22 protein-coding genes and 1 riboswitch are annotated in these 22,620 nt (G+C 57.1%); of the genes, 10 read left to right on the forward strand and 12 right to left on the reverse strand.

From position 1 onward, the window contains the following. Positions 1–13: 13 nt before the first annotated feature. From yqiA to nudF, 4 genes are read right to left on the reverse strand one after another with little or no spacing between them, the layout of a single operon-like run. The gene (gene yqiA / locus NI40_RS18915; protein WP_008502976.1) at positions 14–595 is read right to left on the reverse strand and encodes an esterase YqiA; all 582 of its coding nucleotides are present in this window, start codon (positions 593–595) and stop codon (positions 14–16) included. Then, positions 595–1,422: a 3',5'-cyclic-AMP phosphodiesterase gene (gene cpdA, locus NI40_RS18920; protein ID WP_039263005.1), complete on the reverse strand. Its 828-nt coding sequence runs from the start codon at positions 1,420–1,422 to the stop codon at positions 595–597. The genes yqiA and cpdA overlap by 1 nt, the downstream gene beginning before the upstream one ends. Before the next feature lie 27 nt (positions 1,423–1,449). Next, positions 1,450–1,872, reverse strand: coding sequence for a DUF1249 family protein (locus tag NI40_RS18925; RefSeq protein ID WP_003862516.1), 423 nt, complete (start codon positions 1,870–1,872; stop codon positions 1,450–1,452). After that, positions 1,869–2,501: an ADP-ribose diphosphatase gene (nudF, locus tag NI40_RS18930; protein ID WP_039263006.1), complete on the reverse strand. Its 633-nt coding sequence runs from the start codon at positions 2,499–2,501 to the stop codon at positions 1,869–1,871. Before nudF ends, NI40_RS18925 begins: the two co-directional genes overlap by 4 nt. A 204-nt stretch (positions 2,502–2,705) precedes the next feature. Between nudF and tolC the strand changes: the two genes are divergently transcribed. The 3 genes from tolC (at position 2,706) to NI40_RS18950 (ending at position 6,208) form a co-directional block, all read left to right on the forward strand. Then, positions 2,706–4,184, forward strand: a complete 1,479-nt coding sequence (gene tolC, locus NI40_RS18935) for an outer membrane channel protein TolC (RefSeq protein ID WP_033146662.1) — start codon at positions 2,706–2,708, stop codon at positions 4,182–4,184. A gap of 192 nt (positions 4,185–4,376) precedes the next feature. After that, a complete protein-coding gene (locus tag NI40_RS18945; RefSeq protein ID WP_029740695.1) occupies positions 4,377–5,045 on the forward strand; it encodes a DUF1190 family protein in 669 nt (222 codons plus the stop codon). A gap of 2 nt (positions 5,046–5,047) precedes the next feature. Beyond that, the gene (locus NI40_RS18950) at positions 5,048–6,208 is read left to right on the forward strand and encodes a glutathionylspermidine synthase family protein (RefSeq protein WP_029740694.1); all 1,161 of its coding nucleotides are present in this window, start codon (positions 5,048–5,050) and stop codon (positions 6,206–6,208) included. Positions 6,209–6,300: 92 nt separating this feature from the next. Here the strand turns inward: NI40_RS18950 and ygiD are convergent, their stop codons facing one another. Next, entirely contained in the window at positions 6,301–7,089 is a 789-nt protein-coding gene (ygiD, locus tag NI40_RS18955; protein WP_039263007.1) for a 4,5-DOPA dioxygenase extradiol, read from the reverse strand. Between the two features lie 196 nt (positions 7,090–7,285). Between ygiD and zupT the strand changes: the two genes are divergently transcribed. Then, on the forward strand, positions 7,286–8,059 hold the full coding sequence (zupT, locus tag NI40_RS18960) for a zinc transporter ZupT (RefSeq protein WP_033146665.1): 774 nt from the start codon (positions 7,286–7,288) through the stop codon (positions 8,057–8,059). Between the two features lie 32 nt (positions 8,060–8,091). On the opposite strand, the gene ribB is transcribed toward zupT, so the two are convergent. Further along, a complete protein-coding gene (ribB, locus tag NI40_RS18965) occupies positions 8,092–8,745 on the reverse strand; it encodes a 3,4-dihydroxy-2-butanone-4-phosphate synthase (RefSeq protein WP_010435670.1) in 654 nt (217 codons plus the stop codon). Positions 8,746–8,851: 106 nt separating this feature from the next. Then, positions 8,852–9,002, reverse strand: a riboswitch (FMN riboswitch). 119 nt (positions 9,003–9,121) lie between these two features. On the opposite strand from ribB, the gene ubiK reads away from it, so the two are divergent. Beyond that, a complete protein-coding gene (gene ubiK / locus NI40_RS18970) occupies positions 9,122–9,418 on the forward strand; it encodes a ubiquinone biosynthesis accessory factor UbiK (RefSeq protein WP_028014454.1) in 297 nt (98 codons plus the stop codon). A 78-nt stretch (positions 9,419–9,496) separates the two neighbouring features. On the opposite strand, the gene hldE is transcribed toward ubiK, so the two are convergent. From hldE to NI40_RS18985, 3 genes are read right to left on the reverse strand one after another with little or no spacing between them, the layout of a single operon-like run. Then, positions 9,497–10,927, reverse strand: coding sequence for a bifunctional D-glycero-beta-D-manno-heptose-7-phosphate kinase/D-glycero-beta-D-manno-heptose 1-phosphate adenylyltransferase HldE (gene hldE / locus NI40_RS18975; RefSeq protein WP_033146667.1), 1,431 nt, complete (start codon positions 10,925–10,927; stop codon positions 9,497–9,499). Positions 10,928–10,967: 40 nt separating this feature from the next. Beyond that, positions 10,968–13,823 carry a bifunctional [glutamate--ammonia ligase]-adenylyl-L-tyrosine phosphorylase/[glutamate--ammonia-ligase] adenylyltransferase gene (gene glnE / locus NI40_RS18980; protein WP_039263008.1) on the reverse strand — a complete coding sequence of 952 codons (2,856 nt, stop codon included), beginning with the start codon at positions 13,821–13,823 and terminating at the stop codon, positions 10,968–10,970. A 21-nt stretch (positions 13,824–13,844) separates the two neighbouring features. Beyond that, positions 13,845–15,146: a CYTH domain-containing protein gene (locus NI40_RS18985; protein WP_039263009.1), complete on the reverse strand. Its 1,302-nt coding sequence runs from the start codon at positions 15,144–15,146 to the stop codon at positions 13,845–13,847. A gap of 229 nt (positions 15,147–15,375) precedes the next feature. Between NI40_RS18985 and NI40_RS18990 the strand changes: the two genes are divergently transcribed. Both NI40_RS18990 and NI40_RS18995 read left to right on the forward strand, forming a co-directional pair. Then, entirely contained in the window at positions 15,376–15,996 is a 621-nt protein-coding gene (locus NI40_RS18990) for a TIGR04211 family SH3 domain-containing protein (RefSeq protein ID WP_024906484.1), read from the forward strand. Positions 15,997–16,056: 60 nt separating this feature from the next. After that, complete coding sequence (locus NI40_RS18995; RefSeq protein ID WP_039263025.1) at positions 16,057–17,298, forward strand: multifunctional CCA addition/repair protein; 1,242 nt, start codon at positions 16,057–16,059, stop codon at positions 17,296–17,298. Between the two features lie 10 nt (positions 17,299–17,308). On the opposite strand, the gene bacA is transcribed toward NI40_RS18995, so the two are convergent. Then, entirely contained in the window at positions 17,309–18,130 is an 822-nt protein-coding gene (gene bacA / locus NI40_RS19000; protein ID WP_039263010.1) for an undecaprenyl-diphosphate phosphatase, read from the reverse strand. 105 nt (positions 18,131–18,235) lie between these two features. After that, positions 18,236–18,604 carry a bifunctional dihydroneopterin aldolase/7,8-dihydroneopterin epimerase gene (gene folB, locus NI40_RS19005; protein ID WP_039263011.1) on the reverse strand — a complete coding sequence of 123 codons (369 nt, stop codon included), beginning with the start codon at positions 18,602–18,604 and terminating at the stop codon, positions 18,236–18,238. 107 nt (positions 18,605–18,711) lie between these two features. Here folB and plsY point away from each other — a divergent pair, with 107 nt between their 5' ends. Then, positions 18,712–19,332 (forward strand): glycerol-3-phosphate 1-O-acyltransferase PlsY, encoded by a 621-nt coding sequence (plsY, locus tag NI40_RS19010; RefSeq protein ID WP_023309216.1) that lies wholly within the window; start codon positions 18,712–18,714, stop codon positions 19,330–19,332. An 85-nt stretch (positions 19,333–19,417) separates the two neighbouring features. Beyond that, the gene (locus NI40_RS19015; protein WP_039263012.1) at positions 19,418–20,884 is read left to right on the forward strand and encodes an MFS transporter; all 1,467 of its coding nucleotides are present in this window, start codon (positions 19,418–19,420) and stop codon (positions 20,882–20,884) included. A gap of 40 nt (positions 20,885–20,924) precedes the next feature. Here NI40_RS19015 and NI40_RS19020 read toward each other — a convergent pair whose 3' ends face one another. Continuing rightward, entirely contained in the window at positions 20,925–21,347 is a 423-nt protein-coding gene (locus NI40_RS19020; RefSeq protein ID WP_039263013.1) for a MarR family winged helix-turn-helix transcriptional regulator, read from the reverse strand. Between the two features lie 147 nt (positions 21,348–21,494). Here NI40_RS19020 and NI40_RS19025 point away from each other — a divergent pair, with 147 nt between their 5' ends. After that, positions 21,495–22,508 (forward strand): alpha/beta hydrolase, encoded by a 1,014-nt coding sequence (locus NI40_RS19025; protein WP_039263014.1) that lies wholly within the window; start codon positions 21,495–21,497, stop codon positions 22,506–22,508. Positions 22,509–22,620: the final 112 nt, after the last annotated feature.

The raw sequence follows: 22,620 nt of genomic DNA on the forward strand, positions 1-22,620 counted from the left end.
TTCGCATTGATTGTCAGTGGCTGTGCAGTCCAAGAAAATCGACAATCTGGGTGAAATGATTCTCAAAGCCCGTGAAAGCATGGTTTCCGCCCTCTTCTATAGTCTGGCGGCAGGAGGCGTAATACGCCACTGCCTGGCGGTAATCCAGCACTTCATCACCCGTCTGTTGCAGCAGCCAGATGAGATCCGGTGCCTCAAGCGGGTCGACCTGCATAACTTTGAGATCGTAAATATGGCGTGACTCTAGCACATATTGCTGCCCGGTGTAGGGGTTCTCGTTTTCGCCAAGAAAGTCCCTCAGCAGCTCAAATGGCCGTACCGCCGGATTAACCACAACGGCGGGCAGCATGAAGCATTGTGAGAGCCAGGTGGCGTAGTACCCGCCCAGGGATGAACCGACCACACCGAAGGTTTCGCCGCCGTGCGCAAGCACAATAGATTCCAGCATCTCCGCGGCCTCTGCCGGGTAAGGCGGCAGCTGCGGGATAATCATCTCAACGTCGGGGTGATGCTCGCTCAGCCACTGGCGAAACTGTGTCGCTTTTGCAGAGCGCGGCGAGCTGTTGAATCCGTGCAGATAAAGGAGCGTAGACATCAATAGCCTTCTGAAGCGGTATCCGGGCGGAATTTTGCACCGGTCAAACGGCAGACTTCCGTGGTCAGCGTGCCGTCGGCATGCAGTTCCAGCCAGCGCCAGCCTGGCGCGATGGTGTCAAGCGTAAAGTTGGCGCAGTGCGGCTTAAACTGAACGCAGGTCGACGGCGTCGCCAGCATGCGGCGCCCGTTCCAGTCGAGATCCTGTTCCTGATGAATATGTCCACACAGCAGATTTTTCACCCGCGGGAACTTCGCCAGCACGCGATCCAGCGCCGCGGAGTTGCGCAGGCTGTGCTGATCGAGCCAGCTGCAGCCCGCCGGCAGAGGATGATGATGAAGCAACAGCAGCGTGTGACGTTCAAGTTCAGCAGCCAGTTTGGTCTCAAGCCAGTCGAGCTGAAACTCGCTTAACTCACCGTGCGGGACGCCAAACACCTGGCTATCGAGCAGCAGGATCTGCCACTGTTCACCCGCAAAAACACATTTCGCCGGAGAAATTCCCGCATCCTGAAGAGAACTGTACATGGCGGGCTGGAAGTCATGGTTTCCCGGCAGCCAGACGCAAGGCACACTAAAGCTCGCGATGCCTTCAGCAAAATGCTGGTAGGCCGCGGAGGACTGATCCTGCGCCAGATCGCCCGTTGCGACAATCAGATCGCATGCACGGTTTTCAGCGTGAATGGCGCTAAGTACCGCCTGATAACTCTCCCAGGTGTTGACCCCCAGTAGCGTTTCATGCTTTTCGGCAAAAAGGTGGGTATCGGTGATTTGTAATATCCTGACTGGCGCCCCACCAGCAACAGTCAGGTTCAACAGGCTTTCCAAATGGTGTCCTTAGGTAGGTTTATGACGCTAACAAACCGGAATCGCCATTGCTCCATGTGCTAAACAATATCTTAGCCAGTCGGCTAAAAACTGGTTAATTTGATGCTTTTCGTCGCGTTGATGCAACTTTTTATTCGGGTAATCATACCGCGCCTTGAAGCGAAAGATCTGCTGGCTTGAACACACTTCAGCGACCATCGCGTCGTGATAGAGGCGCACCGTCATCGACGGCAGGCTCCAGTAGCTAATGCTGGGTGCCGTTTGCTCAATCTCCACCAGCGTAGTGTAGCGCGTTGATTCTGTTATCGTTAACCGATACTGCGCGTTGCTCACCTGATAGCTTACCGTTTCGCCGGGTGCGTCGTTTCGCGGCAGCAGGCGGCGCAGCTGTGCGAAATTGGTTTCGCACAGGCGCATCATTTCTGGGAAGTCAGGCGTATAGCGCTTCATTTTTTCCACTCGTTTCGTAATGTCTGATAATGCAGCTGCAGCCATTGCAGGGCGATGACAGACGCTGCGTTGTCGATTTTCCCCTCTTCTACCCACTGATAAGCCTGTTCCCGGCTCACCACATGAACCCGAATATCTTCGTTTTCATCTGCCAGACCGTGGATCCCTTCCGCCGTCGTGGCGTCCACTTCGCCCACCATTATGGACAGGCGCTCGCTGGTACCGCCCGGGCTTGCCAGATAGCTCAGCACCGGTTTTGTACGGCCCACCACCAGTCCGGCCTCTTCCAGCGCCTCGCGACGGGCGACGTCTTCAACAGACTCACCTTCTTCGATCATCCCGGCCACCATCTCCAGCAGCCACGGGCTCTCACTGACGTCATAAGCGGCGATGCGGATCTGCTCCACCAGCACAACTTCGTCACGCACTGGGTCAAAGGGTAGCAAGACTGCCGCATGCCCGCGCTCAAAAATTTCGCGTCTGATTTCGCCGCTCATTTCCCCGTTAAACAGGCGATGCCTGAAACGGTAAAGATCCATTGAAAAAAAACCGCTATAAAGCGTTTCTCGTGCAATAATTTCTACATCGTTTTTGGCGAATGTCACGGGCAACTTTTCTGTTTTTTGCATGAGTCGAGTCCTGGTAGCAATGGTGATGAAATTGTGAATTTCAAGGCTGTTTGGCTGCCGTTTGTAAGGGTATATGGTAGATTGGTGCAAATTACCGCCAGATGGCACGTTACGCCAACCTTTTGGTATGGAAGATTCTGTTAGAATCGGCAATTATTTTTTAATTAGATCAGCGCTAATACTGCTTCACAACAAGGAATGCAAATGAAGAAATTGCTCCCCATCCTTATCGGCCTGAGCCTGACGGGCTTCAGTGCAATGAGCCAGGCGGAAAACCTGTTACAGGTCTACCAGCAGGCACGTCTGGGCAACCCTGATTTACGTAAATCAGCGGCCGATCGTGATGCTGCGTTTGAAAAGATTAACGAAGCGCGTAGCCCCTTGCTGCCACAGTTAGGTTTAGGTGCAGATTATACCTACAGCAACGGTTTCCGCGACGCTAACGGCGTAAACTCCAATGCTACCAGCGCCTCACTGCAATTGACACAGACGCTGTTTGATATGTCCAAATGGCGCGCCCTGACCCTGCAGGAAAAGAGCGCGGGTATCCAGGATGTGACCTATCAGACCGACCAGCAGACGCTGATCCTGAACACCGCCACGGCGTACTTCAACGTGCTGAGCGCGATTGATGCACTCTCCTACACCGAAGCGCAGAAACAGGCGATTTACCGCCAGTTAGATCAAACCACCCAGCGTTTCAACGTGGGCCTGGTCGCGATCACCGACGTGCAGAACGCCCGTTCACAGTACGACACCGTGCTGGCTAACGAAGTGACCGCGCGTAACAACCTCGACAACGCGCTGGAATCCCTGCGTCAGGTCACCGGGAATTACTATCCTGAGCTGGCGTCGCTGAACGTGGACAGCTTTAAAACGGATAAACCGCAGGCCGTTAACGCCCTGCTGAAAGAGGCGGAAAACCGCAACCTGAGTTTGCTGCAGGCGCGTCTGAGCCAGGACCTGGCCCGCGAGCAAATTCGTCAGGCGCAGGACGGCCATCTGCCAACCCTGAGCCTGAGCGCGTCTACCGGCGTCTCTGATACGTCCTATAGCGGCTCTAAAACCAATACGTCCCAGTATGACGACAGCAATATGGGTCAGAATAAAGTGGGTCTGAGCTTCTCCCTGCCGCTGTATCAGGGCGGTCAGGTCAACTCTCAGGTGAAACAGGCGCAGTACAACTTTGTTGGCGCGAGCGAGCAGCTGGAAAGCGCCCACCGCAACGTGGTGCAGACCGTACGTTCCTCCTTCAACAACGTGAACGCCTCGATCAGCAGCATCAACGCCTATAAACAGGCCGTTGTGTCTGCGCAGAGCTCCCTGGATGCGATGGAAGCGGGCTACTCGGTCGGTACGCGTACTATCGTGGACGTGCTCGACGCGACCACCACGCTGTACAACGCGAAACAGCAGCTCTCAAGCGCGCGTTACCAGTACCTGATTAACCAGCTGAACATCAAACAGGCTTTGGGTACGCTGAACGAGCAAGACCTGCAGATGCTGAACAGCGCGCTGGGCAAACCGGTCTCCACCTCTCCGGACAGCGTTGCGCCGGAGAACCCGGAGCAGGTTGCCGCGGTTGATAACTTCAACGCTAACAGTAGCACCCCTGCGGCACAGCCGGCCGCTGCGCGTACCACTACATCCGCCAGCAAAGGCAATAATCCGTTCCGTAACTAAGAGTGTTATCAGGCCCACTGCGGCCTGATGCCCTCCACCCCGCCCCTCTCCCACAGGGAAAGGGGCGCATCTGAATCACATCCGAACGTAAGCCAACGTAAAGATCCCCCTGATTCCGCCCCTCTTCGCTTCATTTTCAACCACTCATCCTCTATCCTGAGCGTTATTACCACTGGGTCCTGGAAGACAAACATGAAACGGACAAAATCCATAAATCACGCTTCGTTCCGCAAGAGCTGGAACGCGCGTCACCTCACCCCTGTTGCGCTGGCGGTCACGGCTGTCTTTATGCTGGCAGGCTGTGAGAAAAATGACGAAACGGTTTCGCTGTATCAAAACGCAGACGACTGCTCTGCCGCAACCGGCAAAGCCGCCGAATGTAAAACGGCTTACACCAGCGCGCTGAAAGAAGCGGAACGTACTGCACCGAAATATGCCTCACGCGAAGACTGCGTGGCGGAGTTTGGTGAAGGTCAGTGCCAGCAGGCACCGGCTCAGGCAGGCACCGCACCTGAAAATCAGGCGCAGGCGCAGTCCAGCGGCAGCTTCTGGATGCCGCTGATGGCAGGCTACATGATGGGTCGCCTGATGGGCGGCGGTGCGGGCTACCAGCAGCAGCCGCTGTTTAGCTCGAAAAACCCGGCCAGCCCGGCTTACGGTCAATATACCGATGCCAGCGGCAAAGGCTACGGCGCAGCGACCCCAGGCCGCACCGTGAACGTTCCGAAAACGGCGATGGCGCCGAAGCCTGCGACGACCAGCACCATCACCCGCGGCGGGTTTGGTGAATCTGTGGCGAAGCAGACCAGCATGCAGCGTAGTGCGACAGGCACCTCCTCTACTCGCTCAATGGGCGGCTGACCATGGAACGAGTCAGTATCACCGAACGCCCGGACTGGCGCGAAAAAGCCACCGAGTACGGTTTTAACTTCCACACCATGTACGGCGAGCCGTACTGGTGTGAAGACGCCTATTACAAGCTCACGCTGGCTCAGGTGGAAAAACTGGAAGAGGTGACGGCCGAGCTGCACCAGATGTGCCTGAAGGTCGTGGAAAAGGTCATCGACAGCGACGAGCTGATGGCAAAGTTCCGCATTCCGAAGCACACATGGGGCTTTGTGCGCCAGTCGTGGAAAACGAATCAGCCTTCGCTTTACTCTCGCCTGGATCTGGCGTGGGACGGCAAAGGTGAACCGAAGCTTCTGGAAAACAACGCCGATACGCCAACCTCTCTGTATGAAGCGGCGTTCTTCCAGTGGATCTGGCTGGAAGACCAGGCCAATGCCGGAAACCTGCCGGAAGGCAGCGACCAGTTTAACAGCCTGCAGGAAAAGCTGATTGAGCGTTTTGCCGAGCTGCGTGAACAGCATGGCTTTAACCTGCTCCATCTCGCCTGCTGCCGCGACACGGAAGAAGACCGTGGCACGGTTCAGTATCTGCAGGACTGCGCCGCCGAAGCGGAAGTGGCGACCGAGTTCCTCTATATCGAGGATATCGGCCTGGGTGAAAAAGGTCAGTTTACGGATATGCAGGACCAGGTGATAAGCAACCTGTTCAAGCTCTACCCGTGGGAATACATGCTGCGCGAGATGTTCTCCACCAAGCTGGAAGATGCTGGCGTACGCTGGCTGGAGCCGGCCTGGAAGAGCATCATCTCTAACAAAGCCCTGCTGCCGATGCTCTGGGAGATGTTCCCGAACCACCCGAACCTGCTGCCAGCCTATTTTGCGGAAGATGATTACCCGCAAATGGAAAAATACGTTGTTAAGCCGATCTTCTCCCGCGAAGGCGCAAACGTCTCGATTATCGAAAACGGCAAGACGCTGGAAGCGGTTGAAGGGCCGTACGGCGAAGAAGGGATGATCGTCCAGGAGTTCTATCAACTGCCGAAATTTGGCGACAGCTATACGCTGATTGGCAGCTGGCTTATCAACGATCAACCGGCCGGGATTGGTATTCGCGAAGATCGCGCGCTGATCACGCAGGATCTGTCACGGTTTTATCCGCACATTTTTGTCGAATAGGCCGCGGCCTGATGCCCTCACCCCGCCCCTCTCCCACAGGGAGAGGGTGCAAACACTCAAAACGGCAACCTGAGGTTGCCGTTTTGCTTTTATTACCCAATCTGCACCGACAGCATACTCAGACTCCCCATCTCAATACCGTCGACCGGGATCGTAACCGGCTCCTGACCATCCCACGCGCCAAGCACGTACAGCAGCGGCAGGAAGTGTTCCGGCGTCGGGTTAGAGAGCGAACCGCCATCATGATCCAGATAGTTCACCAGCGGATGCTCCTCAGCCGGGCCTTGCCAGGTCAGGTTCGCTTTGACGTAGTCGTTAAAAGAGGTTGCCCACGGGTACGGCGTGTTCTCACCGTGCCAGCGTGCGGTACGCAGGTTATGCACCACGTTGCCGCTCGCCACCAGCATGATGCCTTCATCACGCAGGGTTGCCAGCTTGCGCCCCACCTCCAGATGCCAGGCCACCGGTTTAGTGCTGTCGATGCTCAACTGCACCATCGGGATATCCGCGTCAGGATACATTTTAATCAGCACGCCCCAGGAGCCATGGTCAAAGCCCCAGGCTTCTTTATCCAGCGCCACAGGGACAGGCGCCAGCAACTCTACCAGCTTTTGCGCCAGCTCAGACGAGCCGGGGGCCGGATAATGCGTGTCGTACAGCGCCTGCGGGAAGCCGCCAAAATCATGAATGGTTTTTGGCGCTTCCATGGCGGTCACGCCCGTCCCACGGGTAAACCAGTGCGCAGACACCACCACGATCGCTTTCGGACGCGGCAACGTCTCGCCCAGATGACGCCAGGCGCGGGTATAGACGTTGTCTTCCAGAACATTCATAGGGCTACCGTGGCCTAAAAACAGGGCTGGCATACGGGAAGAAGTCATGGTGATATCCTTACAGAAGGTGTCAATTTAATGGTGCTACATTACGCGCAATCCGGCAAAGATGAACGCAGATAAGCGTGAAGATCATCATCAGGAAATTTGAATGTAAGGAATGTGTAAAGCCGGGTTTTCACCCTCGCTTTGCCAGAAATGGATCATTTATATTAATGAGAATGATTATCAAAAGGAGCAATGCATGTCAGTCCCCCTGATCCTGACCATACTGGCGGGCGCCGCGACCTTTATCGGTGCGCTCCTCGGCGTGCTCGGCCAAAAGCCCTCTAACCGCGTACTGGCCTTTTCACTGGGCTTTGCTGCCGGGATCATGCTGCTCATCTCCCTGATGGAGATGCTGCCTGCCGCGCTGGGCACGGAAGGCATGTCTCCGCTGCTGGGCTACGGCATGTTTGTCTTTGGCCTGCTGGGATACTTTGCCCTCGATCGGATGCTACCACACGCGCATCCGCAGGATTTAATGCAGAAAAACGTGACGCCCATGCCGCGCAATATCAAGCGTACCGCCGTGCTGTTAACGCTTGGCATCAGCCTGCACAACTTCCCGGAAGGGGTCGCTACCTACGTGACGGCCAGCAGCAATCTTGAGATGGGCTTTGGCATCGCGCTGGCGGTCGCCTTACACAATATTCCTGAAGGACTGGCCGTCGCCGGACCCGTGTATGCCGCAACGGGATCGAAACGCACCGCGGTGTTCTGGGCGGGCATTTCCGGGATGGCCGAAATCCTTGGCGGCGTACTGGCCTGGCTGATCCTTGGTAGCCTGGTCTCTCCGGTGGTGATGGCGGCGATTATGGCCGCGGTAGCCGGGATCATGGTTGCGCTTTCGGTGGATGAACTGATGCCGCTGGCGAAGGAGATCGATCCTAACAACAACCCCAGCTATGGCGTGCTGTGCGGAATGTCGGTGATGGGATTAAGTCTGGTTCTGCTGCAGACCGCAGGAATCGGGTAAAAAAACGCCGGGATATCCCGGCGTTTTTATTTTCAGCTGGCTTTGCGCTCGTGCGCCTGGCGATACTCAACCAGATCTTCAATCGTGACCACCGGCATGTTGTGCAGGCGGGCAAAGGTGATGCACTCCGGCGCGCGCGCCATGGTGCCGTCATCGTTGGTCAGTTCGCACAGCACGCCAGCAGGTTTGAAGCCAGCCAGCGTCACCAGGTCGATCGTCGCTTCGGTGTGACCACCGCGGGTCAACACGCCGCCCGCCTGCGCACGCAGTGGGAAGACGTGGCCTGGACGGTGCAGATCGGATGGCTTCGCACCATCAGCAATCGCTGCACGTACGGTGGTCAGACGGTCAGCCGCAGACACACCGGTGGTCACGCCATGCGCAGCTTCAATGGTCACGGTAAAACCGGTACCAAAGGCGCTGGTGTTGTTTTCGACCATCATCGGCAGCTCGAGCTGCTTACGACGATCTTCGGTAATACACAGGCATACGATGCCGCTGCCGTGACGGATGGTCAGCGCCATCTGTTCAACGGTCATGTTTTCGGCGGCGAAAATCATGTCGCCTTCGTTTTCACGGTTTTCATCGTCAAGCACCATCACACCGCGGCCTTCGCGCAGTGCATCCAGTGCATGTTCAACACGTTGAGTTGAAGTGCCAAAAGAGGAAAGTAGCGTCTGATTCATGGTAAAAAAACCTCATTAACATTATGGTTACCAGAATCAGGGCAGTCTTAGGAGCGCCGTATAAGCGGCAAAAAGATAACGTGAGCGGGCCCATGCCCGACTTGATCGTTACTCTCTCCCATCCGGACTCTAACCGTCGGCCCCGGAATTACACCGGATCTGCTGACCTTTGAGTATTCACCCAAAGCGCTCGCGGGCTTTCAGCGTCACGCTGATTTACCGCCGGTGGGGAATTTCGCCCCGCCCTGAGAATAAGCGAGATAACTATAACGCTATTGATTATCCTGGGCAATGCATAAGCATCAAACAATTTTGTTTACCCCGGGCATGACGCGCTACAATGGACACTAACACTTTTCCATCAAGGGAAACGCCAATGATTGACCCGAAAAAAATTGAGCAGATCGCGCGTCAGGTTCATGAATCTATGCCAAAAGGCATTCGTGAATTTGGTGATGACGTAGAAAAGAAAATCCGCCAGACGCTGCAGGCGCAGTTGGTTCGCCTTGATTTAGTCAGCCGCGAAGAGTTTGACGTGCAGACCCAGGTTCTGCTGCGCACCCGCGAGAAGCTGGCGCTGCTGGAACAGCGTCTGAGCGAGCTGGAAAACCGCAATGCGCCGGAAGAAGTGAAGCCGGCACCGGCCATTCCACCGGTGGATGACCAGGAGTAAGTGCGGCCTGATGCCCTCACCCCAGCCCTCTCCCACAGGGAGAGGGAGAAAAAAACGGGCCAGCTGGCCCGTTTTTTTTTACTGACTGTCTTTCTGGATCTTCTTGATGATGTTGGTGGTTGAGCACCCGTCCTCAAAGTTGAGCACCATCACCTCGCCGCCGTTGGCCCAGACCTCTTCGCTACCCGCGATTTGCTCCGGCTTGTAATCCCCACCTTTTACCAGCAGGTCCGGCAGAATGCCGGCAATCAGGCGCTGCGGGGTATCTTCTTCAAACGACACCACCCAGTCCACCGCTTCCAGCGCGCCGAGCACAATCATTCGCTGCTCTAGCGGGTTCACCGGACGCGTTTCGCCCTTCAGGCGTTTCGTCGATGCATCGCTGTTAACCGCCACAATCAGGCGATCGCCCAGCTTGCGCGCGTTCGCCAGATACGAAACGTGGCCCGCGTGCAGAATGTCGAACACGCCGTTGGTCATCACCACTTTTTCACCACGCTTGCGCGCGGCGGCAACGGCCACCTTCAGCTCGTCTTCGGTCATGACGCCAAAACCGGTATCCGCACGACCGCGCACCGCGTTTTCCAGCTCGATTGGCGAAACGGTTGAGGTACCAAGTTTACCGACGACCACGCCCGCCGCAGCGTTAGCGAAGTAGCACGCCTCTTCCAGCGAGTTTCCTGCTGCCAGCGTCGCCGCCAGCACGCCGATCACCGTATCACCGGCGCCGGTCACGTCGTACACTTCCTGCGCCTGGGTTGGCATATGCAGCGGCGCTTTGCCCGGCTGCAGCAGCGTCATCCCCTGCTCGGAGCGGGTCACCAGCAGCGCGGACAGCTCGAAATCGGCAATGATCTTCATGCCGCGCTCAACCAGTTCGTCCTCGGTTTTGCATTTGCCCGCCACCGCTTCAAACTCGGAGAGGTTTGGCGTCAGCAGCGTCGCGCCGCGATAGCGCTCAAAATCGGTCCCTTTCGGGTCGATCAGCACCGGCACGCTGGCTTTACGCGCCAGCTGAATCATCGTTTGCACGCTCGCCAGCGCGCCTTTGGCGTAGTCGGACAGCACCAGCGCGCCAATATTGCCCAGCGCCTGGTTGATACGCTCGTGCAGCGGCTCAGGATCAACGCCTTCGAACCCTTCTTCAAAGTCGAGGCGGATCAGCTGCTGGTTGCGCGACAGCACGCGCAGTTTCGTAATCGTTGGGTGGGTCGGAACAGAAACGAAGTCGCACTTCACGTTCACGTCCGCCAGCGACTTGCTCAGCGCGCGCGCCGCATCGTCGATGCCGGTCAGGCCCACCAGACGCGACTGCGCGCCCAGAGAGGCAATGTTCATCGCCACGTTTGCCGCGCCGCCGGGACGCTCTTCAATGGTGTCGACCTTAACCACCGGTACCGGTGCTTCCGGAGAGATGCGGCTGGTAGGCCCATACCAGTAGCGATCCAGCATCACATCCCCAACAACCATTACCCCAGCACGTTCAAACTCTGGCAGTGTTACTTTCATTCCTGACTCCAGAAAGATTCACAATTTGCGCGCGATAATATCACACTTGATTTGTTACGCACGGTTCCACCAGCCACTTCTGCCAGCTGGCCGTTACCTGAGCACGTTCATGAGCAAAACAGTCCAGCGCTACGTGCCCCGGCTGCTCCTGCAGCGCCAGGTGATGAAGCTCATCGCGAAGCGTCGTGTAGGCGCGGGTTAAGGCCTGCGCCTCCTGCTCGTCCATGATGTCGTTTTGCGCCAGCAGCTCCAGAATGCGCACGTTATCGGACCAGCGCGTCAGCTTCGGCTTGTCGTGGGCGTGCAGCAGCACCAGATACTGGGTAATGAACTCAATATCGGTAATCCCGCCCTCGTCGGCTTTAATATCAAAGCGATCGCGGTGTTTATTGCCGAGATGCGCGCGCATTTTCTCGCGCATTTCGCGCACTTCCGTTTGCAGCGTGCTGCCATCACGCACGGTGGTCATAACCTCCTTACGGATGACGTCAAACTGCGTTTTGAGCTGCGGATCGCCATACACCACGCGAGCGCGCACCAGCGCCTGATGCTCCCACGTCCAGGCTTCATTCTTCTGGTAATCGGCGAAGGACTCCGTCGAGGTCACCAGCATGCCCGCCGCGCCGGACGGACGCAGACGGGCATCCACTTCATACAGAATGCCCGACGAGGTGCGGGTGCTGAAAAGATGCATAATGCGCTGCGCCAGGCGAAGGTAGAACTGGCGCCCGTCAATTTCACGCTCGCCGTCGGTCATTACGTCAACCGGACAGTCGTGCAGGAAGATTAAATCCAGATCGGAGCTATAGCCCAGCTCCCAGCCGCCAAGCTTGCCGTACCCCACGACCGCAAAGCCGCGTCCTTCACGTTCGGCCAGGTGTTTCGGCTGGCCGTAGCGCGCCACCATCTGCACCCACGCCTGATGGACCACCGCGTCGATGATCGCCTCAGCAAGCCAGGTTAAGTGATCGCTCACTTTCATCACCGGCAGCGTTCCGGCGATGTCAGCCGCCGCCACGCGCAGCATCTGCGCCTGCTTAAACTGGCGCAGCGCCTCCAGCTGTTGCTCTTCGTCTTCTTCCGGCACGCGCAGCAGATACTGACGCAACTCGTCCCGGTAGGCATCCGTCGCCGTGGGCTGATACAGCGTGTTCGGATCGAGCAGCTCATCCAGCAGCAGCGGGTAACGCGCCAGCTTGTTGGCCACCATCGGCGACGCGGCGCAGAGCGTAATCAGGTGCTTCAGTGCCCCCGGAAACTCGCTCAGGAGTTCCAGATAGGTGGTACGCGTGATGATCCCGCTCAGCAGCGGCATCATGCGCGACAGCGGCACCGGCGCGTCCGCCCGCGAGCAGACCTCGCTCAGCAGGTGCGGCATCAGGTGATCCAGCACCTGACGGCCGCGCGGGCCGATGGCGCGTTTGTTCAGCTCAAGACGGAAATCCGCGATCAGCGCCACCACGCGATGGCGGGCGTCGTCGGTTAAGTGCGTCAGCACCGGCGTGGTGTCATCTTCCTGGAGCGCATCCTGCCACAGCTCGCGCCAGTGCTCGGAAAGGGCATCGTCCGGTGATTCACTTTCGTCATCACCGATCAGCTCGTTAAAGATGCGGCGCACGCCTGCCATATGGGCATCCAGCCGTTCGGTTAACGCCGCCCAGTCGTCCACACGCATGCCCCAGGCCAGGCGCGCCCGGTTAAGGTCATCGCCCGGCAGGGTCTGGGTCTGTTCGTCGTTGATGCTTTGCAGCAGGTTTTCCAGACGACGCAGGAAAAGATAGGCCTCGCGCAGGGTTTGCGCGTCGCCGTCCGGCAGCAGGTGCAGCTGCTCGATGGCGCTCAGCGTCGGTAACAGCGAGCGGGACTGCAGGGACGGCTCACGGCCACCGCGAATAAGCTGGAAGACCTGGACGATAAATTCGATTTCACGGATGCCGCCCGCGCCGAGCTTGATGTTGTCTTTCAGGCCGCGACGGCGCACCTCACGGGCAATCATCCCTTTCATATTACGCAGGGACTGGATCACGCTGAAGTCGATATAGCGACGGAATACGAACGGGCGCAGCATGGCGCGCAGCTCGTTGGCGTAAGCGTCGTCGCTGTCGCCCATAATCCGCGCTTTAACCATTGCATAGCGCTCCCAGTCGCGCCCCTGCTCCTGGTAGTAATCCTCCAGCGCGGCAAAGCTCAGCACCAGCGGTCCGCTGTCGCCAAACGGACGCAGGCGCATGTCCACGCGGTAAACAAAACCGTCCTGCGTCGGCTGATCCAGCGCCTTAATCAGACGCTGACCGAGACGGGTAAAGAACTGGGCGTTGTCCAGCTCGCGACGGCCGCCGCGCGTGGAGCCGTTCTCGGGCCAGGCAAAAATCAGGTCGATGTCGGAGGAGAAGTTCAGCTCGCAGCCGCCCAGCTTGCCCATCCCCAGAATCAACAGCGGCTGAGGAACCCCTTCCTCGCTGCACGGCGTGCCCCACTCTTTACAGCAGGCGGCGTACAGCCAGTCGCGCGCGGCGACAATCAGCGTTTGCGCCAGCTCGCTTAGCTGCTGCAGCGTACTCTCTTCGCTCACCCGCTCCAGCGCCTGAGCCCAGGCAATGCGCACCATCACCCGACGGCGGAACTGGCGCAGGACGCGCATCAGCGTGGCTTCATCCGCAACGTCTTCGAGCGCGGTTTGCAGCCAGCCGGCATACTGTCGCCACTCGTCCGCGTGCGGCGGCGCGTTCTCAAGCTCTGCCAGCCAGTCCGGGTTGGCGGTGATGCTTTCCTGCACAAAATCACTGAAGGCGAGCACGCTCTTCGCCTGCTCGCTTAACGATGACGCCGGTAATGACTCAGGCAGACGTTCGCAAACGGTCTGCCACTGCTGCTGTAACGGTGAAGAAAGCGGCATTATAGGGGTTCCTTGCCAGAGTTAACGTTTTCCGCTGTGCAGCCAGAACGGCTCCTGCGAAATGGCCTCGTTACGGAAATGCTCAATCTCAATATGCTGGCGGGTTTCAATGGCATGCTTCAGCCCCTGCCAGTTTTCCAGCCAGGCCTGGGTTTTAACGCCGTCATAAGCGCCGGAAAGCAGCAGCATGCTGTCGATGTTGCGCGACAGACGGGGAAGCTGATCGCCATACTGGTCCCCGAGCGGATACGCAAAGGTGCTCTTCAGCTCGGCGGCATGACGGGAAAGATGAATATCCGCGAAACGCTTAAAGTTTTCCGCGATTTTGGTCTCCGCTTTCGCATCCAGGAAGGCGCGCCAGCCGCGCGTCACCAGAAACTCGGTCAGCGCCAGTTTTGCCGAAGCGGCTTGCGGGCTGTAGATCGCCGTTTGCGCCGATACGTCGGAGAGCATCAGCGTTTCGGTTTGCGTCAGCAGATCACGTAAGTGAGCGCTCGCTTTGCGAGGAACAATACCGCCGAACAGCGTCAGGGTATGGCGCACCAGGGCAATCGCCGCCAGCACGTGGGATTTCGCGTTTTTCACATTTCGCACCCACAGCTCTTCATGGTACTGCCACTGAGAAAGCGCCAGCTCCAGCGCGGCTTCCAGGCCCTGTTCAACGCTGGCCTTCGGCGCAACGTGCAAAATGGTCGTCTCTTTCAGCACGCGCGGCGCATTTCCGGCGGCCAGATGGTAACCCCGCGCGGCTTTACTCAGGCTTCCCTGACGCAGTCCGGACTGGTTCACCAGCCTGCGCGCCAGCTTCAGCACGTCAATGGCGTCCCCTTCCAGCAGCTCAAGCTCGAGTTCACAAATCGGTTCCTGGAACTCACCCGCCTTCACGTCGCCCAGATCGAGGGCGATTTCGATGCGGCTTTTGCCTTCCGTCACCAGCCATTTTTCGCGCCAGAAATCGGTGCTGAACAGCGGCTGTACCTGTTCCGCCAGCGTGGAAGGCAGCTCGCCATCCGGCCAGACTTCCGTCGGGAAACGTTCCAGCTCAAGTTCTGGCTTGCTGATGTCGATATTGTATTCCGGGCGCTGATGTAAACCGCCGACCACGCGGCCGGCAATTTTCATCGTCATCTCGTAGCGCCCGCTCGCGCCGCGGATGCGCAGCCCCATATCGTGGCGGCGCAGCCAGTTGTCTGGCGTTTCGTAATAGATATTAAGCAGTTGTACCGGTTCATGGTGTTCGCCGGAAAGCGTATGCAGATGCTGGCGGAGTGCGTCAACGCTGTCTTTTTCGACGATAAACTTTAATTCGATTTCTTGTGCCATAGCCTTGTACTTTTGCGTGCGTCACAGACGCGTCAATGAGGGCGAACTTCCTCGCCATTTGTTTGTCAGTACATAGTATTTTGCGCCAAATTGCCATGCAATGAGCAATTTGTCGGGCGTAAATCTGTAGAGTCGTGACACAGATGATTCTGATTGCTGACGAATGCTTTGCGTAGAGACACTGTTGCCACTACTATCGTTCCACTATTTATGAAAATAACGACTAATGATGCTTAAATTACGCCTGATTGGACTTACTTTACTCGCTTTTAGCGCCGCAACCGCAGTGCACGCTGAAGAGAAGCGTTACGTTTCTGACGAACTGAACACCTGGGTACGCAGTGGCCCCGGAGATAATTATCGCCTCGTGGGCACGGTGAATGCCGGCGAGGAAGTCACCCTGTTACAGACCAACGCGGACACCAATTACGGTCAGGTGCGCGACAGTACCGGCCGTACGTCCTGGATCCCGCTGAAAGAGCTGAGCACCGTGCCAAGCCTGCGCACGCGCGTTCCCGATCTGGAAAACCAGGTGAAGACCCTGACCGACAAGCTGAACAACATCGACGGCACCTGGAACCAGCGCACCGCTGAAATGCAGCAGAAAGTGGCGCAAAGCGACGGGGTGATTAACGGTCTGAAAGAAGAGAACCAGAAACTGAAAAACGAGCTGATTGTCGCGCAGAAGAAAGTGAATGCCGCTAATCTGCAGCTCGACGACAAGCAGCGCACCATCATCATGCAGTGGTTTATGTATGGCGGCGGCGTGCTGGGCGTGGGTCTGGTGCTGGGTCTGGTCCTGCCGCATCTGATCCCAAGCCGCAAGCGTAAAGACCGCTGGATGAACTAATTCGTCTTCTCTGCCAGACTTGCGTATCATTCTGGAAAAGAGAAAACGGGAGAGTTGGGCGTGAAGAGTTATCTGGTCGGTGGTGCGGTACGTGATGCGTTGTTAGGTCTGCCGGTCAAAGATAAAGACTGGGTGGTGGTTGGCGCTACCCCTGAAGAGATGCTCGACGCGGGCTACCAGCAGGTAGGCCGCGATTTTCCCGTGTTCCTGCACCCGAAAAGCCGTGAAGAGTATGCCCTGGCGCGTACCGAGCGGAAATCGGGCTCGGGCTATACGGGCTTCACCTGCTATGCCGCGCCGGACGTGACGCTGGAGCAAGATCTTCTGCGCCGCGATCTCACCATCAACGCGCTGGCGCAGGACGAGGACGGGCAGATCGTTGACGCCTATGGCGGTCAGGACGATCTGCGCAACCGTCTTTTACGTCACGTCTCCCCGGCGTTTTCTGAAGATCCGCTCCGCGTGCTGCGCGTGGCGCGCTTTGCCGCGCGTTACGCCCATCTCAGTTTCCGTATTGCCGATGAGACAATGGCGCTGATGACCGCCATGACCGAGGCGGGCGAGCTTGAACATCTGACGCCAGAGCGCGTCTGGAAAGAGACGGAAAATGCCCTCACCACGCGCAACCCGCAGGTCTTTTTCCAGGTCCTGCGCGACTGCGGCGCGCTGAAGGTGCTGTTCCCGGAAATAGACGCGCTGTTTGGCGTGCCTGCCCCGGCAAAATGGCACCCGGAAATTGATACCGGCGTACACACGCTGATGACCCTGAGCATGGCGGCCATGCTCAGCCCTGAGGTGGACGTGCGCTTTTCCACCCTGTGCCACGATCTCGGCAAAGGCCTAACGCCAAAAGAATTCTGGCCTCGCCACCACGGGCACGGCCCGGCGGGGGTGAAGCTGGTCGAGGGGCTGTGCCAGCGTCTGCGCGTGCCGAACGAGATCCGCGATCTGGCGAAACTGGTGGCCGAGTTCCACGATCTGATCCACACCTTCCCTATTCTGAAACCGGCCACCATCGTTAAGCTTTTCGATAACATCGACGCCTGGCGCAAACCCCAGCGCGTCGAGCAAATCGCGCTCACCAGCGAAGCTGACGTGCGCGGTCGTACCGGGTTTGAAGCGTGCGATTACCCGCAGGGACGTTTATTGCGTAAAGCCTGGGACGTAGCGAAAGCGGTGCCCACGAAGGACGTTGTCGAAGCGGGATTCAAAGGGCCGGAAATTCGCGAAGAGCTCACGAAACGGCGAATTCAGGCGGTGTCGGACTGGAAGGAAAAGCATTGCCCTCAGCCGAAAGACTGAGGGCCATCGGTCAGAAGAAGACCACGTACACCGCAGCCGCCACGATAAAGCGATAGATCGCGAACGGAATAAACGAGATACGCTTAATCAGCTGCAGGAAGGTTTTAATGGCAATCAGCGCCACGATAAACGCGGTGATGAAGCCGACGGCGAACATCGGAATGTCGCCAGCCGTCAGGAAGTGATAGCTCTTATAGACGTCGAGTACGGTGGCGCCCATCATCATCGGCACCGCCAGCAGGAACGAGAACTCTGACGCGGCGTAACGGCTTACGCCCATCAGCATCCCGCCGGAGATGGTTGCGCCTGAACGCGAGAAGCCCGGCCACAGCGCCAGACACTGGAAGCAACCAATGATAAACGCCTGACGATACGTCATATCGTCCAGACCTTCCGCGCGCGGCGTTTTTGGCTTCAGCACTTCCGCGGCGATCAGCAGGAAGCCCCCCACCACCAGCGCGTACATTACGTTAATCGGGTTAAACAGCGATTTGATGGCGTCGTGGAACACCAGGCCCAGCAACACCGCAGGGATCATCCCAAGCAGAATATGGATCAGTGACAGACGACCTTTACTGGCCCCCTCGTGCTGAGGCGGACGGCCAAAATGGATGCCGATCAGGCCAAACAGGCGACGCCAGAACATTACGACCACCGCCAGAATAGACCCCAGCTGGATCACCACTTCAAACGTTTTTGCGGTATCGCCTTCAAAGCCCAGCAGATGGCCAACGATAATCATATGGCCCGTACTGGAGACCGGCAAAAACTCCGTCAATCCTTCGACCACACCCAGTATTGCCGCCACCAGCAGCGAGTGCATATCGCTCATCTATAAACCCCTAAAAAGATATAAAAAAACGGTCGCCCCAACGGCTACCGTGAAAGATACAGCTTTAAGACCGGTATAACCTAAATTGGTTTAGCAATTATGACGTTAATTCTTGCCTTTCAGATTTGTGCCACGCTCAATAATGACGCCAACGTTGGCGGCGCGCGCCACCGCTCCCGGCTTGCTCAGCTTGATGCGCACCCACGGTGAATTGAATTTGTTCAACAGCAATTCTGCGACTTCTTCCGCCACCCGTTCGACCAGCGCAAAACGTTGCCCTTCAACGTGGGCGATGACCGCTTCACTGATATCGGCATAGCTCAGACAGTCGTTCACGTCATCGCTTTTTGCCGATTTGCGGTTATCCCATCCCATTTCGATATCGAACACCAGCTTCTGCTCGATGGTCTGTTCCCAGTCGTAAACACCAATTGTGGTGATTACCGAAAGTTGCTCTATAAATACAATATCCATCACGACCTGCCTGCTTTTTGGCTAAACCGGATACCACTTCCGGCGAATTATGCGTATTATCCACAGATGCTGAGAATACAGATACATTTTCAAAACGGAACAGCGTTATGAGTGCAATCGCGCCTGGAATGATCCTCCTCGCCTATCTTTGCGGCTCAATCTCCAGCGCCATTCTGGTCTGCCGCATTGCCGGGTTACCTGACCCGCGTGAAAATGGTTCCGGGAATCCGGGGGCGACCAACGTACTACGAATTGGCGGCAAGGGAGCAGCCGTAGCGGTTTTGATTTTTGATGTTCTGAAAGGGATGCTGCCCGTCTGGGGCGCCTATGCGTTGGGAGTTACGCCGTTCTGGCTGGGGCTCATTGCTATTGCCGCCTGCGTTGGCCATATCTGGCCCGTATTCTTCGGCTTTAAAGGCGGCAAAGGCGTTGCGACCGCCTTTGGTGCCATTGCGCCCATCGGCTGGGACTTAACCGGCGTCATGGCCGGGACCTGGCTTCTGACCATTCTTCTGAGCGGCTACTCGTCGCTGGGCGCCATCGTCAGCGCGCTGATCGCTCCGTTCTACGTCTGGTGGTTCAAACCCCAGTTCACCTTCCCGGTGTCGATGCTCTCCTGTCTTATCCTGCTGCGTCATCACGACAATATCCAGCGCCTGTGGCGTCGTCAGGAGACCAAAATCTGGACGAAGCTCAAGAGAAAGAAAAAAGACGCTCCGAAGGGTTAGTTATGCCTTATAGCCAAATGTGATTTTGGTCACCTTCTGCCTGTGGTAACTGTTAGAGACACAACACAACCACACAAAAAGAAAAATGGCAGAAATCACAGAACCAACTCCCCTTTCAACGGCAGGAAGCACCCCGGATGGCGACATCAAGTGGGTGCGCAGCGCATCGGATGTATCACGCCTCGTTAATGACGGTTCTCAGGGCCGGGCAAACGCCCGTATCGTGGTCAGTATCGCGCTGGGCGGCATTTTTCTCGATGCCTACGATCTGGGCGCGCTGGCGTTCGGCATTAAAGACATAACCCGCGAATTTAACCTGACGCCCGCCGGGACCGGTATGGTGGCCTCGGCCATTACCTTTGGTGCCATTGTCGGGGCGCTGCTCGGCGGTTACCTCACGGATAAAATCGGGCGCTACCGCGTTTTTATGGCTGATATGGTGTTCTTCGTGGTGGCAGCAATCGCCTGTGCGCTGGCCCCGAACGAATATGTGCTCGCGGGCGCCCGCTTTGTGATGGGGCTGGGGGTCGGGATCGACCTTCCCGTGGCGATGGCGTTTTTAAGCGAGTTCGCCAGGCTGAAAGGGCCCGGAAATAAGGCCTCCAGCGTCGCGATGTGGTGCCCCACCTGGTATGCCGCCATCAGTATCTCCTACCTGCTGGTGCTTTTCTTCTACGCCGTGCTGCCGGAAAGCCACAGCGACTGGCTGTGGCGTTTGATTCTCGGCTTTGGCGCGGTGCCCGCGCTGGTAATTATCGCCATCCGCAGCCGCTATATGAGCGAATCTCCGGTCTGGGCGGCGAATCAGGGCAACCTGAAAGAGGCGGCGTCGATTTTACGCCAGTCGTATAACATCAATGCCCACGTGCCGCAGGACGCGCTCGGCCAGCCCGCACCTGTCGTGAATAAAGCGAAATGGTCAAACTATCTGAACCTGTTCCGCGGCATCTACTTGCGCCGCACGACGCTCGCCACGCTGCTGTCCGTCGTCTCGTCGTTTGCCTACAACGCCGTGGCGTTTGGCCTGCCGGTGATCATCTCCAGCTTCTTTGTCCAGTCGATGCTCACCACCATTCTCATTTCTCTGGCGCTTAACCTGCTGTTTGCCTTCGTCGGCGGACTGCTGGCGGTACGCTACGTACCACGCTTCGGCGCCTGGCGGATGTCGCTTGCGGGTTATGCCTGCCAGCTTGTCGCATTGCTTGGCCTGGCGCTGATTGGCCGACCGGAAGGTGTCTCTGAAGGCGTGCTTGCTGTGGCGATGCTGGCGCTTTTCCTGTTCGGTCAGGGCTTCGGCCCGGGCGCGCATACCATGACGTTCGCCTCCCTGAGCTACCCGACCTCGCTGCGCGGCGTGGGCGTGGGCCTCAACCAGACGCTGATGCGCAGCAGCTCGACGCTGTCGCTGTTTCTGTTCCCGCTGCTGGTGGCGTCGCTGGATACCGCCGTCTTCTGGGTGATTGCGCTGGCGCCGTTTATCGGCCTGGCGTCGCTGCTGGCAATCCGCTGGGAGCCGTCCGGGTATGATGTGGATGCGGAGGACTACCGGTAACGACACATCACTTCGGTGGGTTCACCCCACCGAAGGGTTCTTATAAATCGTCAAGCAGCGTCCGGGAGAGTTTTTTTAGCATCTCAAGCTCATCGTCATTCATCCGCATGCTGCAGCGAATCTGGTCCGGCAAAGCCATCACCCGTTTCTTCAGGTCTTTCGCCTTATCGGTCAGTACGACATTTTTCATCCTTTCATCACCCACAACCGCGATACGGTTGAGGAATCCTTTTGCCTCAAGCTTTTGTACAAGCGGGGTCAATGTGCCCGAATCAAAAAACGTCTTATCGCTGAGATCGCGAAGTGGAATGTTGTCTTTCTCATAAAGCGCCATCAAAACAACGAATTGCGGATAGGTTAGATCCATCTCTTGCAGTAAAGGGCGATACTGCCGAACGAACGCGTTGGTGACCGAGTACAGCGAGAAGCAAAGTAAATCGTCTAGCGTTTTGTTTTCTTTCATTTTTCTATCAACTCCGAATCGGTTTCCTGAAAAAATTATAAATAATGTTTGACTAAAAGTATCTTGCGCGCAAGTATTATATCAACAACTAAGTAGCGCACTACATAGTTATCTCATCCGATCAAATACGCTTAAAGAGGCACTACCATGAAAACACTAACCGCCATCTTGGTTTCTTCAGTCTTCGAGTCAGCTGCGGCATCCGCTCAAACCACCAATACCCCAACCCCGACCGCAGGCGTACAGGCATTTCTGAATGTTTTGAATTCCGGCAAGGGTAGGCCAATGGAACAGATGACCCCGCAGGAGGCCCGCCAGGTATTGATTGGCGCACAGCAAGGCGCAAAACTGCCGCCCGCTCAGGTTTCTGAAAAAACGATCCAGGTAAATGGCCAGGCGATAAAACTGAAAATAGTGAAACCTGAAAACGCCAGCGGCACGCTCCCCGCTTTTATGTTCTTTCACGGCGGCGGTTGGGTGCTGGGTGACTTCCCTACCCACGAACGCTTAATCCGCGACCTCGTTCGCGCTTCGGGTGCCGCTGCGGTTTACGTCGATTACACTCCGTCACCTGAGGCCCATTTCCCGGTAGCAATTAATCAGGCCTATGAAGCGACAAAATGGGTCGCCGGGCACGGTCAGGAAATTGGCGTGGACGGTAGCCGTCTGGGTCTGGTGGGTAACAGCGTGGGCGGCAACATGGTGGCTTCGGTGGCGCTGCAGGCCAAACAGTTCAATGGGCCAAAAATTCGCTACAACGTCATGCTCTGGCCGGTTACCGATGCGAACTTTGATACTGCCTCGTATAACCAGTTCGAAAATGGCTATTTCCTGTCGAAAAACATGATGAAATGGTTCTGGGATAACTACACCACCAGCGCTGCCGATCGCAACAATATTCTTGCCTCTCCGCTTCGCGCCAGCACCGCGCAGTTGAAAGGCTTCCCCGAAACGCTGATCCAGACAGCGGAGCTGGACGTTCTGCGGGATGAAGGTGAAGCATTCGGGCGTAAACTGGATGCGGCTGGCGTCCCGGTGACCGTCACGCGCTATAACGGCATGATCCACGACTACGGCCTGCTTAACCCGCTGAGCCAGGAGCCAACGGTGAAAGTTGCCCTTGAGCAGGCAGGTGCAGCATTGCATGAACACCTGAAGTAGGATCGTCATTCATCTACAGAGCACGGCCCCGGCCGTGCTTTTTTATTTCTCCTGCCTGGCCATCCATAAGCGACTCGTATGACAGCCTTCATTTCTGCCAGGGCATACTGAA

The organism is Enterobacter sp. E20, assembly GCF_000801755.2.
GTDB lineage: Bacteria > Pseudomonadota > Gammaproteobacteria > Enterobacterales > Enterobacteriaceae > Enterobacter > Enterobacter asburiae_B.

Bases quoted from the DNA above. Each gene is read 5' to 3' on its own strand.
- yqiA (WP_008502976.1), bottom strand. From the start codon at position 595: ATGTCTACGCTCCTTTATCTGCACGGATTCAACAGCTCGCCGCGCTCT.
- NI40_RS18925 (WP_003862516.1), bottom strand. From the start codon at position 1,872: ATGAAGCGCTATACGCCTGACTTCCCAGAAATGATGCGCCTGTGCGAA.
- nudF (WP_039263006.1), bottom strand. From the start codon at position 2,501: ATGCAAAAAACAGAAAAGTTGCCCGTGACATTCGCCAAAAACGATGTA.
- tolC (WP_033146662.1), top strand. From the start codon at position 2,706: ATGAAGAAATTGCTCCCCATCCTTATCGGCCTGAGCCTGACGGGCTTC.
- NI40_RS18945 (WP_029740695.1), top strand. From the start codon at position 4,377: ATGAAACGGACAAAATCCATAAATCACGCTTCGTTCCGCAAGAGCTGG.
- NI40_RS18950 (WP_029740694.1), top strand. From the start codon at position 5,048: ATGGAACGAGTCAGTATCACCGAACGCCCGGACTGGCGCGAAAAAGCC.
- ygiD (WP_039263007.1), bottom strand. From the start codon at position 7,089: ATGACTTCTTCCCGTATGCCAGCCCTGTTTTTAGGCCACGGTAGCCCT.
- zupT (WP_033146665.1), top strand. From the start codon at position 7,286: ATGTCAGTCCCCCTGATCCTGACCATACTGGCGGGCGCCGCGACCTTT.
- ribB (WP_010435670.1), bottom strand. From the start codon at position 8,745: ATGAATCAGACGCTACTTTCCTCTTTTGGCACTTCAACTCAACGTGTT.
- ubiK (WP_028014454.1), top strand. From the start codon at position 9,122: ATGATTGACCCGAAAAAAATTGAGCAGATCGCGCGTCAGGTTCATGAA.
- hldE (WP_033146667.1), bottom strand. From the start codon at position 10,927: ATGAAAGTAACACTGCCAGAGTTTGAACGTGCTGGGGTAATGGTTGTT.
- glnE (WP_039263008.1), bottom strand. From the start codon at position 13,823: ATGCCGCTTTCTTCACCGTTACAGCAGCAGTGGCAGACCGTTTGCGAA.
- NI40_RS18985 (WP_039263009.1), bottom strand. From the start codon at position 15,146: ATGGCACAAGAAATCGAATTAAAGTTTATCGTCGAAAAAGACAGCGTT.
- NI40_RS18990 (WP_024906484.1), top strand. From the start codon at position 15,376: ATGCTTAAATTACGCCTGATTGGACTTACTTTACTCGCTTTTAGCGCC.
- bacA (WP_039263010.1), bottom strand. From the start codon at position 18,130: ATGAGCGATATGCACTCGCTGCTGGTGGCGGCAATACTGGGTGTGGTC.
- folB (WP_039263011.1), bottom strand. From the start codon at position 18,604: ATGGATATTGTATTTATAGAGCAACTTTCGGTAATCACCACAATTGGT.
- plsY (WP_023309216.1), top strand. From the start codon at position 18,712: ATGAGTGCAATCGCGCCTGGAATGATCCTCCTCGCCTATCTTTGCGGC.
- NI40_RS19015 (WP_039263012.1), top strand. From the start codon at position 19,418: ATGGCAGAAATCACAGAACCAACTCCCCTTTCAACGGCAGGAAGCACC.
- NI40_RS19020 (WP_039263013.1), bottom strand. From the start codon at position 21,347: ATGAAAGAAAACAAAACGCTAGACGATTTACTTTGCTTCTCGCTGTAC.
- NI40_RS19025 (WP_039263014.1), top strand. From the start codon at position 21,495: ATGAAAACACTAACCGCCATCTTGGTTTCTTCAGTCTTCGAGTCAGCT.